The sequence below is a fragment of the Paenibacillus woosongensis genome, from assembly GCF_030122845.1.
GTDB classification, from domain to species: Bacteria; Bacillota; Bacilli; order Paenibacillales; family Paenibacillaceae; genus Fontibacillus; species Fontibacillus woosongensis_A.
The window spans coordinates 2239193-2254185 of record NZ_CP126084.1; the positions used below are offsets into that span (position 1 = coordinate 2239193).

Consider the following 14993-nt stretch of genomic DNA (forward strand, 5'->3'; position numbering starts at 1 on the left):
AAAGGTTGTTTATGAACATTGCTTTGCATAATTGCCATACCCTCTTTCTAATTTAATATAGTAAGTCTCCAGGCAGGTGTAAGCGATTACAAATAAATTAGAAATAACGATAGTTATTTCTTGTCAAATAATAATTATCCCCCTTTCACCCGTAATTTTTGAAATATTTGCTAATTACATTTAAGATCATAGCATTTTTATTTGACAATAAAGGTTCACGAAACAGTTATTTTTCCTTAAAAATCAGACTTTTTGGCACATGGGCTGCATTTAGCCGATGCATAAAATGGCTTGTTCATCCGCATCCTACAGTTGGACTATATAAGCAAAGAAGGGGGGCAGAATGCGAAATGAGCAAGGAGAAACAAAGCCTTAGCAAATATGAAGTGCAGCGGAATTCGCTGAATAAGATGCCGGTTCCAGACAAGGATAGAGAAGAGTTTGCCAAGGAAATGGTCGAAGACGCCAAAGCGGCGTTTGGGCAAGAACATGCCGACAATAAGAAATAATTTGTCTCGAATCGGGGATATGAAGGGTGCCTTGACGGTTATTTAACCGCAGGCACCCTTGTTGGTGTAGCCATTTTTTCATGAACGAAGGAAGGAGTTGGACATCGGAACTCCGAATAATAGGATAAACAGAAGCATGCATATAAGGAGAAATTTGTTGTGGAGTTTACAGTTCAGCTGCTCAAAAATATGGAGGATGCCCCGTTCGAATTATTACTGCTTGCCGATCCCTCTAAGCGGAATGTGCAGGAATATTTGCAGAGAGGCCGATGCTACATTGCTGCAAATAGACTAAAAACGATCGGCGTTTTCGTATTGCTATGGACGCGTCCAGGGACAATGGAAATCGTGAATATTGCCGTACGTGAGGAGTATCAGGGCCAGGGTATCGGCAAGCAGCTCGTCTTGCATGCGATCGGCGAAGCCATTGAACAACATGCGAGGACGGTCGAAATCGGCACGGGAAATTCGAGCCTGAGCCAACTGGGGTTATATCAGAAATGCGGATTCAGAATTACGGGAGTGGATCGTGATTTCTTTATCCGGCATTATGATGAGGCGATCTTTGAGAACGGAATACAGTGCAGGGACATGATCAGGTTAAGTTACGATTTACCAGGAACGGAATGCAGGTAACAAGACGAATGCTATTTCATAGAATGCCCCGAGGATGAAGCTTGGGGGTCGGTTCAAGTAAATATTCCGATGAATGAAGCAGCAGAAAGAGAAACCCTTTGGTCAGATGACTAAAGGGTTTCTGGTGTATACAGCGGCCGCTCAGCCGCCGGTTAATTCACTTTCGTAAACAGCCATTTCTGGGCATCCGTGCCGTTATCGGTCCACTGCTGAACCGCCGCGCCGTCGGCCGTCGATGCGCTGGTCACATCCATGACGAGGCCGCTAGCTTTTGATACCAGCTTATAGTATCCTCCGCCGGCATCAACCAGCATCCAGCGCTGGGCATTGGTTCCGTTGTCGGTCCACTGCTGCAGCTGCACGCCGCTCGCGGTACTGGAGCTTGGCACGTCCAGCACTTTGCCGCTATGCATGGCGGTCAGCTTATAATACCCATCTCCCGTGCTTTCTACTTTGAAGCGCTGATTGCTCGCGCTGTAATTGGTCCATTGCTGCATTTTGGCGCCATCCGCTGTGGAGACGTCCACGACATCCAGCACCTTGCCGCTAGCTTTGGAGGTCAGCGTATACACGCCGCCGCTAACGATGTTTGGCACACTTGCAGCTTGATATACACGTACATAATCGACCAGCATTTGTGCCGGGAATGGCGTTGAAGCATTAGGGCTTCCCGGCCAGTTGCCGCCGACGGCCATATTCAGCAGGATGAAGAACGGCTTCTGGAATTCCTCCGTATTGCCGGTGCCGTTGGCAATATAGAACTCGTTAAATTGGACGCCGTCCACAAACCAGCGAATGTAGTTCGGATCCCATTCAATGCTGTACGTATGGAATTGGGAGAAGTCCAAATTTCCCGACGTGCGCCCGTATTCCGCATGGCCATTTGCATCCCAATGCACGGTCCCGTTCACGAAGGAGTTGTTGTTGACCCGTTCCATAATATCGATTTCACCGCTTGCAGGCCAGCCGACCGTCGTAATGTTGGAGCCAAGCATCCAGAATGCTGGCCACAGCCCTTGTCCGGAAGGAAGCTTGATTCTGGCCTCGACTTTACCGTAGGTAAAGTTCTTCAGGCCTTGGGTTTTGATCCGGGCAGAGGTATAATTCATGCCGCCGTAGGATTCCCTCTGAGCAGTAATGACAAGATTTCCTCCCGTCACCTGAAGGTTCTGCGGGCGGTTCGTATAGTACTGCAGTTCATTGTTGCCCCAGCCCCCGCTGCCGGTGCCGATTTCGGCCGTCCAGTTGGCGGAGTTCAGGGAATTGCCGTCAAATTCGTCACTCCATACTAGATTCCAGTTGGGTGCAGCGCTAGTATTTCCGGTGGGCACGAAAGAAATCAGAAGAGTAAGCAGCAGAAAGAGATATAATAATTTCCCGCGTTTCAACATGATTTTTCGCTCCTTTATAGAAGTTAGTCTTGCAGGATTGCTTACACGCTGCGCTTGCGTGCAATATTACTGAACCGGTTTCGATTTACTAAATGATAACGCTATCATTACTTTCCATTATACTGGTGAATTGGTAGTAAATACAACTAAAATCTCTACATTAAGGACGAATATGTATAATATGAGAAAATAAGGTTCAGTAGAGTCGAGGCCAAATGGTTTGCGCGTTCTTACGGACCCTGGCTCCGCTATTTTGCAAAAAAGCCGCTTTTTCTGAACCTAACGGACACAGCGGCCCCTTTTCGCCTATCATCGATGGGTTCAATGATGATTTTAACCAAATAGCTTCCAGTGTGTCCGTTAGCGCGCTGATTTCGTTTAAAACAGGTAAATAACGAATCTCTAGTCCGTTAGAAATATTGCATTAGCGCTATGCCTGCCTTAGCCGTCTAGAGTCAATCTTAATTTATTCATAACCCTTTCTGTTTATCTTCAGGATAAAATAAGATGCGTTTACAGGTATGTTAAGTTTGGAGGATTTATAGGAATGAGTGACACAGGCAAGTCTCGGAGAAGAAGATGGGTATGGGTGCTGGGCCTCCTTCTGGCGATTGTATTACTGCTAGGAATAAGCTATTACGGGTATTCTTTCGTTCATTTTGGACAACAAATTCAGAAGAAGAATGAACAGACGGGCGGGCATGAACAGCAGCCTGACGGATATGTCCTACCGGTATGGGAAGGGAAAGAGCGATTGAACATATTGCTGCTCGGCGGGGACGGGAGATTGGACGAGGATCCCGGGCGTTCGGATACGATCATGGTCGCTTCGATGATCCTGTCTCGAAGACGGTGCATTTGTTCTCGATTTTGCGGGATACGTATGTCGAGATTCCCGGCCACGGGAAAAATCGCATCAACACCGCGCTTGCTTTTGGTGGGAAAGAAGGGCCGGAGCTGGCTAGTCAGGCCGTGGGAGATTTGCTGGGCATTCCGATTCAGTATTACGTCTTTGTGGAGTTTGAAAGCTTCATTCAACTGATCGATGCGATCGGAGGGGTAGACTTCTATGTTGAAAAAGATATGAAGTATACCGATACGGCGGATAAATCGCATTACCAGATCGATTTGAAGGAAGGGATGCAGCATCTTGACGGGAACAAGGCGCTGCAATATGTGAGGTTCCGTAAAGACGCTCTTTCAGACTATGCGCGGACAGAGCGCCAGCGTGAGTTCTTGAAGGCCGTCGTCAAGAAAATGCAAAATGTCACGACCCTCGTGAATCTGCCGCAGATTTTAAATCAAATCGCTCCTTACGTGCAGACGAAATTCTAGGACGATGCTGAAGCTGGCCGGATTATGTTATAAGATCAATCAGGACTCCATCCACTCCAGTCAACTGCCGCCGCTGGACATGCTGCGGGAAGAGAAGATCAAAGGCGCGTCCGTCATAACCGTAGACCAAAACCGTCTGCAGAAATATGTCGCGGAGCTCTTATCCTCCAGTTCGGCAGCGGCTGAACAGCATGATCAATAAGGACGAGGGGATATCGCTTTGAGTAACATTAAACCAAGAGGCAGATCGGATTTTTATTCTGCTTATTCTAACGATTTTGCTCGTGGGCTTCGGGCTCGCTATGGTCTTTAGCGCCAGCTCCACATTGGCTGTTTATAAGCATCAGGAGGCTATGTTTTACATATACAGGCAAGGCTTATTTGCATCATTACGCTGTCTTGCATGATCGTCGGAGGAGCCAATCTGCGCCATATTTTGCTGCTTGGGTTAGGCGCTTTACCGTTTTTGACCTTTATGGCCATAAGCAAAAGTTATCGCATTCAGCGGCTTACGTCATTTTTAAACCCGCTTGCCGATCCATCGAATACGGGATATCAAGTCTTGCAGTCGTCTATGGCTTTAGGGCATGGCGGATTGACGGGTACCGGGCTGGTAGGAAGCGTTCAAAAGCTGCAATGTTTGCCCGAGGCGCATACCGATTTTATATTTGCCATTATCGGCGAAGAGTTTGGTTTTGCCGGCTCTTCCCTGTTTATCATACTGTTCTTTTGGTTACTGTCTCGGAGATTCCTTATCGCTTTGAAGAGCAAGGATTTATTTGGGTTGATTGCAGGCATGGGCATAGTCATCATGATCTTCACTCAATTTGCGCTTAATGCAGGGGCAGTGGTGGGCATTCTGCCAGTGACCGGCGTGCCGCTTCCTTTTATCAGCTACGGCGGGTCTGCTCTGCTTACAAATATGGCTGCCGTGGGCTTATTACCCAGCATATCCCGCCAGAATAATCGGCTTCTTGCTGATCAGCAGCTTTGATATATAATAGAAGAAGCTCAAGCCAGATGTATGCCTCAGCCTTAGATAAGAGCGTCTATGGGCTGGGGCTTTTTGGTTACAAGCTATTTTTGATTTTGGCGGGGAATAAAGTAGGCACAAATAATGACAGCACAATAACAGATGGGTGTGAGGATATGCTGAACTCTTATGGAGAATTATGCACAGAGGTGTATGAACTGAGCAAGCCTGTGGGATATTCATTTGGCGACATTGAATATTATGCCGAGCGATTGAAAGGAATTTCGGGGAAAATACTAGAGGTAGCCTGCGGGTCAGGCCGAGTTCTGATTCCATTGCTTGAGTCGGGTCTTAAGGTAGAAGGGATAGATAACTCGCCGTATATGCTGGAATCATGCATGAAGAAATGCGCCGAGCTGGGGATACAGCCCACTTTGTTTGAAGGCGACATGCGGCAGTTTCATCTGGACGATGCTTATGAAGCGATTCTGATTCCAGGAGGCTCTTTACAATTAATAGAATCGAGAGAGGATCTCGTCGCTGCGTTGAAATGCTGCTATGAGCACCTGGCAGATGGAGGTGTATTTATTGCGGATATTTTCCTGGAGACGGATTTTGAAATGAATACTGTGAAGACGCGTTTATGGGAAACGGAGAAGGAAGAAACCATTACATTAGAAGAAAAGCGAATCGAGCTAAATTTAATCGAGCAGAGAACGGTGTCGCTCTTAAAGTACGAAAAGTGGCAGGATGGGCGTTTGATCCAGTCGGAACTTCAGCGATTTCCTGTGAGATGGTACGGCGTTTATGAGTTTAGCATGATGCTTGAAAAAGCGGGGTTCAGCGACATTGTCATTTCCGGAAATTATGAATATGGCATTGCTCCTCAGCATGCGGATCATATGATTACTTATGAAGCAAGAAAGAGATTTTAATATGATGAAATAGGAAGTGAAAAAAAGAGCCATGTCAAATCATGATCAAATTTATATATCTCAAGCCGATGCTTATGAAGCGATGATCAGCAGGCAGCCTGATCTATCTGAAATTGTCCGGCAAATAAGGCCTTACCGGAATTTGGACGTACTTGATTTGGGAGCGGGCTCTGGAAGACTGGCCTCATTTCTCGCCCCCGAAGCTAAAACGCTCATATGCACCGACGCATCCCGGCCTATGCTCGATATTCTGGACCGCAAATTAACTGAGCAGAATTACGTCCGCAATTGGATTACTCTAGAGGCGGATCACAGATCGCTGCCTGTGCCCGACTCCTCCAGAGACCTCGTGGTGGCGGGCTGGAGCATTTGTTACCTTGCGAGCTCGAATCATCCGGAATGGGAGGAGCATTTGGAAAGGATTATTGCAGAACTGCAGCGCGTTCTTAGACCCTCCGGGACAATCATTATATTTGAAACGATGGGCACAGGAACGGAAACGCCCGCCCCGCCGGAATTCCTGACTTCCTACTACTCCCTGCTGGAGAAGAAGTACGGGTTCCAGCATCAATGGATCAGGGCGGACTATAAGTTCGCGTCCGTGGAAGAGGCGATCGAACACACTGAATTTTTCTTTGGCGAGGAGCTGGCCGCGCGGATCAGGAACAATGGCTGGTCAACCCTGCCGGAATGCGCCGGAGTATGGTGGAAGCAGTTGGGTAGCTGAAATCCTGTATTTGGGCCAAACATACTAGTAAATATCCTTATCCATTTACCTTGAGGTGAGTGGATATTTTTTTCGTACCAATAACATTTACCCGATTTCAAGGTATGGAAGATCTTCTATTGCCACCGTTGGCAAGGATTGGTTAAAATAGAACGTATGATATTGAGAATCATTTTCAATTGGAAGATGATTCTTTTATTTTAAGGAGGAATTTTTATGGTTTCAGATGATTTATTTTCATATACAGTAGGTTCGCTCAGGGATGAACCCAGTGCCAAGAAAGAACTGTCTGAGATAAAGCAATACATGGAAGAACATTTTCACGAGCCGTTAACGATTGCTCAATTGGCCGAGATGGCGAACGTCAGCCCGAAGTATTTCGTCGATCTGTTCAAGAAGAGCTTCGGAAAGAGCGCTATGAAATATTTATCCGAGCTGCGCATCAATCAGGCCAAGCGCTATTTGCTCTCAGGGGAAGGGCAGCTGAGGCTGCGGGATATTGCACAAATGGTAGGATACAGCGATGAATTTTACTTTAGCCGTAAATTTAAAAAAGAGGTGGGCATCTCCCCCTCTGACTACATTAAGCGAGCGAGGCTGCGCATCGCGGCATGTTCTCCTGAGATCGCCGGCTTGCTGCTGGCTCTGGACATTATCCCGGTGGCTGCCCCTCTGGATCCCAAATGGACGGCCTATTATTACAATGATTACCGGATGAAGATTACATCCCATCTACAGCTTTTGGAGCCTTACAATCAGTTGGCATTTGCAGCCAATATGGAGAAGCTGGCCGGACTTCGTCCTGATGCGATTATCGGAACTGACCTCCTCGCAAGGAGCGAGCAGGCTAAGCTCAGCAGCATCGCGGAGACCTACTTTGTACCTGTGGAGGATTGCGGATGGCGGGAGCAGCTCCGTTTGCTTGCCCGGTTTTTGGAGAGGGAGGAGAAAGCGGAGCAGTGGATCGGGCAGTATGAATTAAAAGTCCAGGCAGCGAGAACCGAGATCAATCGAACGTTAGGCAGTGACAGCATCCTGGTACTGCGAATTTACGGAGATTGCATCCATACGTATTGGAACCGCGGAATACTAGATGTGCTGGCCCGGGACTTGCAAATAGAACTGGCTTGCTCTGCCTCTATGTCAGGCCATCGGCAGCTTACGCTTGAGGAGCTGGAGGCTATCAATCCGAGCTGGATCCTGGCCGTCGTATGTGCGGAGTCCGCTTCCCGTTCCCACTGGCTCTCTCTGCAGCATTCCAGACAGTGGAGGCAATTGCAGGCCGTACAGAACGGCCAAGTGCATCTGATTCCATCTGACCCCTGGTTTGAATACTCGGCGATTTCCGTAAACCGCATGCTGGATGAGGCGCTGCTCATGTTTACAGGAAAATGTCCATACCGTTTGCAGGATACTGTCCATGGTACTAACCAGGGAAGATGATCTATAATCATTCTCAATGATAATCATTATCATGTGAGAGGGGAAGCCAAGTTGAAAGTGAGCACTAGGACAGGAAAGAGAATTAAACCGCATTATTTAATGCTGCTATGCCTTGCGCTGGCAGGAAGCATGCTTGCCGCCTGCGGGACGGATTCCGTCCAAAATGCATCGGGGCAGGTGGGGACAAATCAGGGAGCGGCCGAGGTTCCCGGAACCGGGGGGAATGCTCAGGAGGGGCCGCAGGGCGAGCAAACGTTCAAGGACGATCTCGGCCATGAAATTCAAATATCCGGACAGCCGGAGCGCGTATTTGCGCCCTATCTGGAAGATTCGCTGCTTAAGCTTGGGATCAAGCCGGTAGCGCAATGGTCGAATGGAAATCTGGGCCATAGCTATTTACAGGAGGAGCTGCAGGATGTGCCGAAGCTTGATTTTTCGGGCGGCGCACCGTCTTCGGAGGTGCTGCTCTCATACAATCCAGACCTGATCATCCTGCATACGGCCAACTATGCCGGCGACGGCGTGTATGAGAATTACTCCAAAATCGCGCCAACCTACGTATTCAACAACGCAGCAGGCGACGTAGAGAAATCCCTCGAGACATTGGGACAGCTCGTAGGGAAGACCGAGGAGGCTAAGCAAGCACTGGCGTCTTATCACCAAAAGGTCGGCGAGGCCAAGGCAGCCATTGAGAAGAAAGCAGCCGGCAAAAAAGTAGCGGTTATCCGTTTCGCCGCCAAAGGTGTGAGCGTGATGGGCGGCAATTATTTGTGCGGATACGTCTTGAATCAGCATTTGGGCATCGAAATGACCAAGCTGACCGAGAACGAGAACAGCCTGAATTTATCGCTGGAGATCTTGCCGGAACTGGATGCGGACTATATCTTCGTAATCAATGCCTATGGACAAGGGACAGACCGCATGAAGGAGATGACGGAAAGCAGCATTTGGAAGGGCATTCCTGCCGTACAGCAAGGCCATGTATATGAAGTGAACGATGAATATTGGCTGGGAAGCGGACTCATTGCTTATGAGAAAATTATCGACGATACAGTCAAGCTGATGGCTGAATAACGGAAATAAAGGTGGATCAAGAGGAAATGGCTGACGGCAAACAAATGGTCATTCCCCGTACAGCAGAATGGCTTATGCATTCGCGCGTGGAAGGCCGCAAGTATCGAATTATGGTGAGTATGCCTTCCGAGCCCCCTCCCCCTTCGGGATATCCGGTATTTTACGTGCTGGACGCCAATTCCGTATTCGGCACGATGGCCGAAACCGCACGTCTGCAGGGCAGTTGTCCCCATAACACGGGGGTATTTCCTGCGGTGATCGTAGGGATCGGCTATGACACGGGGGAATTGTTCCCGGCGGAGCGTTATTACGACTACACGCTGGCAACAAGCCAGGACTACCGGTACCGGCCCGACGGAACTCCCCTGCCGAAGCAGGGGGGAGCGGCAGCCTTTTTGCAATTTATCGAGGAAGAGCTGAAACCGGAAATTGGAGCTAAATACGCTATCGACCAAGGCAAACAGACATTATTTGGCCATTCGCTCGGGGGGCTGTTTGCATTATATACGCTGTTTACGCGACCGGCGGCTTTTGCCTGCTACATTGCCGGCAGCCCTTCGTTCCATTGGAACAAAACGCTGATCGGCGAAGCCGAGGAAATGTTCATCAATCGCCTGCAGCAGGAGGCTTTGAATGTGAAGGTTCTGCTCGGCGCAGGGGAGCTGGAGTTAAACCATATTTCTCAAAACAGCAAAAATGCCCAAAGGCTGGCGGAACGCCTGTCGATGTACGCCAGTTCAGGGATAACGGCGAGCTTTCAGGAGTTTGATGGGGAGGGGCATGTAACTGTACTGCCGGCATTAATCAGCCGGGCGTTACAATTTGCATTCCACCCTTAAGTGAAAGGGGATGCGCGCAGATAGAAGCATGAGGGAATGAGGCCGCAAATTGTAGCGGGTTGGGTATAGGTATAGGGCATGAGGCCAGCAAATTAAAAGTGCAGGGGAGGGCTGATGAGGTGGAATATACGGGGATCAAAGGAAAGGTCGCTTTGGTGACCGGAGCTGCCCAAGGAATCGGCGAGGCTATTGTCAGGGCGCTGGCGGAGGCTGGAGCGATTATAGCGGCCCTCGATTTGAACGGGGCCGGTGCCAAGGGGGTTGCGGCCGAACTGCGAACCCAAGGGTGCCAGGCCGAGGCGTTCGCAGTGGATGTTGCGGACAGTCTGGCTGTAGAAACGGCTGTCGACCAGGTCGAGCGAGAGCTTGGACCCGTTGAAATTCTCGTGAATGTAGCTGGGTTGCTGAGAATGGCTAGCATCGAGGAGCTTCGTGATACGGATTGGGAGGCGGTATTTGCGGTGAATGCCAATGGGGTGTTTCATGTATCCCGTTCCGTCGTGAAACGCATGGCTCCCCGCAAATCCGGCGCAATCGTGACCGTTGGCTCCAATGCAGCCTCAGTGCCGCGCACGCAAATGGCGGCCTACTGCGCCTCCAAGGCAGCAGCGGCCATGTTCACGAAATGCCTGGGTCTGGAGCAGGCCGCCAATCATATTCGCTGCAATATCGTATCACCTGGATCCACCGACACGGCGATGCAGCGGATGTTGTGGAACGGGCAGGATGGGGTCCAGGCGGTCATCGCCGGTTCGCCCGAATCGTACCGCCTCGGCATACCGCTCGGAAGGATCGCCGAGCCGGAGGATATTGCCGCTGCGGTGTTGTTTCTGGCGTCTGACCGGTCCCGGCATATTACGATGCTTGATTTATGTATTGACGGAGGGGCAACATTGGGGGTCTAACGAAGGAAAGGGGATGTTGGAGGAAATGGCAAACCATGGAGCTGTATATGCAAACACGGCGGCACAACTGCTCGACGAATACGAGTCGGGATTGTGTTTCTTTTTATCCTCACCAAGACGAACCTTGCTTGCTAAAGGCGAGTGGGCGAGATATTGGGCAGAGCCGGGGGAAGGCTCCCCGCAGGCTCTGTCTGAGCGGGTTCAAGGACTGCTAGCCGCAGCCGGACGCGCCGGCGGCGAGCCGATCGTCGTTGGCGCGATTCCGTTCGATTTGGCGCAGCCGGCTGAGCTCATCGTGCCTTTGTCCACGCAGTGGGCTGCACCTCTAAGCTTTAGCGGAGAGGGTCGATACGAGTCTCATAGGGACAGTGCAGCAAGCGGGAGGAACAGGATTGACGGGATAACCTCATCCGATTCCGAATACGAGGTCAGCATGCATCCAGATCCTGAGCATTACAAGAAAAATGTCAACGAGGCGCTGGATCGGTTGAACCGGGACACGCTGCAGAAGGTCGTGCTTTCGAGGACGCTGCAGCTGACTTACACTGAGCCGGTCGATATTTCCCGGCTGCTCCGCAACCTGGCCCGCCACAATCCGCAAGGCTATACCTTTGCGGTTAATTTGGGCGGCGGGGATAGTACCTCGTCAGGGAAGGCGTCTGGCAGGGCTAAACCGGATTTAAGGGGAGTCGGAGTACGGACGCTGATCGGGGCCAGCCCGGAGCTGCTCATTACCAAAACGGGACTGAGCATTCGGGCGAATCCGCTGGCAGGCTCCGCACCCCGGAGCGATGATCCGGCTGAGGATGAACGCAGAGCAGCCGCGCTGCTTGCCTCGGCGAAGGACCAGTTCGAGCATCGGCTCGTCGTCGAGGCGGTTGAAGCAGCGCTCCGCCCACATTGCAAGAGCCTGAACGTCCCTGAGGGTCCGTCACTCGTACAAACCGAGACGATGTGGCATCTGTCGACGGACATCTACGGAGAGCTTGCGAGCCCCGGAGCTTCCGTCCTTGATCTTGCGCTGTCTTTGCATCCGACTCCGGCTATATGCGGAACGCCTACCGAGCTGGCTAGGGAAACAATCCGCGAAATAGAGCCGTTTGAGCGAGGCTTCTTCACCGGGATGGTTGGCTGGTGCGATGCTAAGGGAGATGGCGAATGGATCGTCACGATCCGCTGCGCCGAGGCGGAGGGAAGAAGCCTGCGTCTTTATGCCGGAGCGGGAATCGTGGCGGACTCCAGCGCCGAAGCTGAGCTGGCCGAAACGGCGGCGAAGTTCCGCACCTTGCTTTTGGCCATGGGGCTGCATGATCCGCAGTTCGCCTATCGGGGCAGTGTAAAGGAGGGATATTGATGCTTGCTGGATGCCCGACTTGGCCCCAAGAATTTGCTGAGCGTTACCGCCAGGAGGGTTGCTGGCGCGGAGAAACGTTTGGCGAGATGCTGCGGGAACGCGCGAAGGCTTACGGCGAACGGATTGCCATCGTCAGTGGCGAACGCCGTATCAGCTATGCGGAGCTGGACGACCGGACGGACCGCCTCGCAGAAGGATTGCTGGGCATCGGGATTGAACCGCAGGATCGGGTCGTGGTTCAACTGCCGAACATCGCGGAATTTTTTGAAGTGATTTTTGCATTATTCCGAATCGGCGCAATGCCTGTATTCGCCTTGCCGCTGCATCGCAGGCATGAGATTTCATATATATCCGAGTTTTCTGAGGCGAAAGCTTATATTATAGCCGACCAGGATGCGGGATTTGACTACCGCGAGCTGGCAAGGGAAGTCATTCGCGAGGTTCCTTCGCTGCGCCATGTTCTGGTCGCCGGTGAAGCGCAGGAGTTTGTAGCGCTGGAGGAGCTGTACGGAGAGCCGAGAGAACCGGAGGCAGGCGGCAAAGCTGAAACTTCTGCGAAGAAGCGTGAGGCGAACGGGAAGTATGGCGGCAGGCTGTCCCAGCCACACCCGGGAGATGTCGCTTTCCTTCAACTTTCGGGCGGAACGACAGGATTGCCGAAGCTGATTCCCCGCACGCACGACGACTATATTTATTCGCTGCGCCTTAGTGCGGAAATCTGCGGGCTGAATGAACATAGCGTCTATCTGGCCGTGCTTCCGGCAGCGCATAATTATCCGCTTAGCTCGCCGGGCGTGCTGGGCACGTTATACGCCGGGGGCCGCGTCGTGCTCGCCCGGGGGGCCAGCCCGGACGAGGCCTTCCCATTGCTGCTCCGCGAGCGGGTCACGATTACCGCGCTGGTGCCGCCCCTTGCTCTCATATGGCTTGATGCGGCGGAACGGCAGCGTATCGAATTCCCTCATTTGCAGGTGCTCCAGGTCGGCGGCGCGAAGTTCAGCGCCGAGGCGGCCGCACGCGTGAAGCCGACCTTGGGCTGCCAGCTGCAGCAGGTATTCGGCATGGCCGAGGGGCTCGTCAATTATACGAGGCTGGATGACCCCGACGAGGTCATCGTGCATACCCAAGGCCGGCCGATGTCGCCCTGGGACGAAGTCCGCGTCGTCGATGACGAGGATAATGAGGTGCCGCCTGGCGAGGCCGGCCATCTGCTTACCCGCGGCCCGTATACGATTCGCGGCTATTACAGAGCGGAGGAGCATAATGCGAAAGCCTTCACGAGCGACGGCTTCTACCGTACGGGTGACATTGTCCGGATCAATTCAGACGGCCACCTCATCGTAGAGGGACGCGACAAAGACCAAATCAACCGGGGAGGGGAAAAGATCGCCGCCGAGGAGGTCGAGAACCAGCTTCTCGCCCATCCGGGGGTACATGATGCCGCCGTGGTGGCCATGCCGGACGAATATTTGGGCGAGCGCATCTGTGCTTTCGTCATACCGCACCCAGCTGCAGACACGCCTTTGTCGGGCGTGCAGATCAAGGCTTTTTTACGTGGACGCGGTCTCGCTGCCTTTAAAATTCCCGATCGGATCGAATTCATCTATTCTTTTCCGAAGACGAAGGTCGGCAAAGTCAGCAAAAAAGCGCTGCGCGAGCTAATAGCAGAGAAGCAGCGCGGATGAACGGCTCATCTTCAAGATGAACGTTCTTATGGATCAATGTCGTTTCGGTCATTCGATAAAATCAACGTCGAAAGGATGATCTACATGGGTATCCCAGCCATTTTTCCTTATTCCATGCCTGCCGAGGCGGAGCTTCCGGCAAACAAAGTCGCTTGGCGGCCTGATCCGCAGCGGGCGGTACTGCTTATCCATGATATGCAAAATTATTTCCTGAAGCCTTACAATACTGCAGAATCTCCCATTGTCGAGCTATTCTCCAATATTTCCCGGATACGCAGCGAATGCGCGAAGCTGGGCATTCCCGTCGTCTATTCTGCGCAGCTTGGGGGTCAGCGTCCGGACGAGCGCGGCCTGCTGCAGGATTTCTGGGGGCCGGGGATTGGAACTGACCCGTTTGAGGCGCAAATTGCCGCCGAAGTCGCTCCTGGCGTACAGGACATTCAGATGACCAAATGGCGGTACAGCGCGTTTCAGAGAACAGATCTGCTGCAATGGATGAGGGATCAGGCGCGTGATCAGCTGATCGTCAGCGGTATTTATGCCCATATCGGCTGTCTGCTCAGCTCCTGCGAAGCGTTCATGCAGGATATCCAGCCGTTTTTTGTCGCTGATGCGGTTGCGGATTTCTCGCTTGAGAAGCACAAGCTTGCCCTGACCTACGCGGCGGAGCGGTGCGCGGTCACTTTGACGACGCAGCGGCTGCTGGCCGAGCTGAACGCGGCAACGTCTGCAAATGGGCCGGGAGGCAATCAGGAGCATAGTCTTTCCAGCAGTTACCCTCCCCAAACTGCAGGAACCGGACGGAATCTCCCGTCTCCGAATCAGACGGGACAATCTGCCCGATCCTCGCTTCAGGCTGCGGCCTCTGCAAGCCAAGACATCGCTGCTTCCCCGTCCTTGGCTGCAAAGCCATCGTCCTATGAGCAGCTGCGACAGCAGGTCGCCGATTTGCTGCAGGAGGCAGCTGAAGAAATCGGCGGGCAGGACAATTTGGTCGAGCTGTGGGGATTGGATTCGATACGCATCATGAGCCTGGCCGAACGATTTAGCCGCGAAGGCGAGGAGATTGCCTTTACGGAGCTGGCCGAACGGCCGACGCTGGACAATTGGTGGCAGCTCCTCTCTGCACGAATGAGCCCTTCCATTCCTAATGTCGACTATTTTTTGCTGGGGAAGGAGGTGTAAGC

The 14993-nt window shown here is 52.0% G+C and carries 15 protein-coding genes and 1 pseudogene; 15 read left to right on the forward strand and 1 reads right to left on the reverse strand.

The genetic code is table 11. The features are described 5' to 3' along the window. Nucleotides 1–350 precede the first annotated feature (350 nt). Together QNH46_RS10175 and QNH46_RS10180 are read left to right on the forward strand one after the other, a co-directional pair. Nucleotides 351–509: a hypothetical protein gene (locus QNH46_RS10175; protein ID WP_283927993.1), complete on the forward strand. Its 159-nt coding sequence runs from the start codon at nt 351–353 to the stop codon at nt 507–509. 189 nt (nt 510–698) lie between these two features. Then, entirely contained in the window at nt 699–1145 is a 447-nt protein-coding gene (locus QNH46_RS10180; protein WP_283928400.1) for a GNAT family N-acetyltransferase, read from the forward strand. Nucleotides 1146–1297: 152 nt separating this feature from the next. Here the strand turns inward: QNH46_RS10180 and QNH46_RS10185 are convergent, their stop codons facing one another. Continuing rightward, nucleotides 1298–2536, reverse strand: a complete 1239-nt coding sequence (locus QNH46_RS10185; RefSeq protein WP_283927994.1) for an RICIN domain-containing protein — start codon at nt 2534–2536, stop codon at nt 1298–1300. A gap of 547 nt (nt 2537–3083) precedes the next feature. On the opposite strand from QNH46_RS10185, the pseudogene QNH46_RS24685 reads away from it, so the two are divergent. The 13 genes and pseudogenes from QNH46_RS24685 to QNH46_RS10245 all read left to right on the forward strand — a co-directional run. Then, nucleotides 3084–3311, forward strand: a pseudogene (locus tag QNH46_RS24685) (hypothetical protein); the annotation flags it as partial. Further along, a complete protein-coding gene (locus tag QNH46_RS10190; protein WP_283927995.1) occupies nt 3272–3871 on the forward strand; it encodes an LCP family protein in 600 nt (199 codons plus the stop codon). The pseudogene QNH46_RS24685 and the gene QNH46_RS10190, both read left to right, overlap by 40 nt. A 4-nt stretch (nt 3872–3875) precedes the next feature. Then, the gene (locus tag QNH46_RS10195) at nt 3876–4073 is read left to right on the forward strand and encodes a hypothetical protein (protein WP_283927996.1); all 198 of its coding nucleotides are present in this window, start codon (nt 3876–3878) and stop codon (nt 4071–4073) included. 201 nt (nt 4074–4274) lie between these two features. Continuing rightward, nucleotides 4275–4865: an FtsW/RodA/SpoVE family cell cycle protein gene (locus tag QNH46_RS10200; RefSeq protein WP_283927997.1), complete on the forward strand. Its 591-nt coding sequence runs from the start codon at nt 4275–4277 to the stop codon at nt 4863–4865. A gap of 155 nt (nt 4866–5020) precedes the next feature. Then, nucleotides 5021–5779: a class I SAM-dependent methyltransferase gene (locus QNH46_RS10205; RefSeq protein WP_283927998.1), complete on the forward strand. Its 759-nt coding sequence runs from the start codon at nt 5021–5023 to the stop codon at nt 5777–5779. A gap of 31 nt (nt 5780–5810) precedes the next feature. Further along, nucleotides 5811–6506, forward strand: a complete 696-nt coding sequence (locus QNH46_RS10210) for a class I SAM-dependent methyltransferase (RefSeq protein WP_283927999.1) — start codon at nt 5811–5813, stop codon at nt 6504–6506. 216 nt (nt 6507–6722) lie between these two features. Further along, entirely contained in the window at nt 6723–7949 is a 1227-nt protein-coding gene (locus QNH46_RS10215) for an AraC family transcriptional regulator (protein WP_283928000.1), read from the forward strand. Nucleotides 7950–8048: 99 nt separating this feature from the next. After that, complete coding sequence (locus tag QNH46_RS10220) at nt 8049–9023, forward strand: ABC transporter substrate-binding protein (RefSeq protein ID WP_283928401.1); 975 nt, start codon at nt 8049–8051, stop codon at nt 9021–9023. A 26-nt stretch (nt 9024–9049) separates the two neighbouring features. Beyond that, nucleotides 9050–9862 carry an alpha/beta hydrolase gene (locus QNH46_RS10225; protein ID WP_283928001.1) on the forward strand — a complete coding sequence of 271 codons (813 nt, stop codon included), beginning with the start codon at nt 9050–9052 and terminating at the stop codon, nt 9860–9862. A gap of 119 nt (nt 9863–9981) precedes the next feature. After that, complete coding sequence (locus tag QNH46_RS10230) at nt 9982–10767, forward strand: 2,3-dihydro-2,3-dihydroxybenzoate dehydrogenase (protein ID WP_283928002.1); 786 nt, start codon at nt 9982–9984, stop codon at nt 10765–10767. 25 nt (nt 10768–10792) lie between these two features. Continuing rightward, nucleotides 10793–12121, forward strand: coding sequence for an isochorismate synthase DhbC (gene dhbC, locus QNH46_RS10235; RefSeq protein ID WP_283928003.1), 1329 nt, complete (start codon nt 10793–10795; stop codon nt 12119–12121). Next, a complete protein-coding gene (locus QNH46_RS10240) occupies nt 12121–13806 on the forward strand; it encodes a (2,3-dihydroxybenzoyl)adenylate synthase (RefSeq protein ID WP_283928004.1) in 1686 nt (561 codons plus the stop codon). The genes dhbC and QNH46_RS10240 overlap by 1 nt, the downstream gene beginning before the upstream one ends. An 84-nt stretch (nt 13807–13890) precedes the next feature. After that, entirely contained in the window at nt 13891–14991 is a 1101-nt protein-coding gene (locus tag QNH46_RS10245; protein ID WP_283928402.1) for an isochorismatase family protein, read from the forward strand. Nucleotides 14992–14993: the final 2 nt, after the last annotated feature.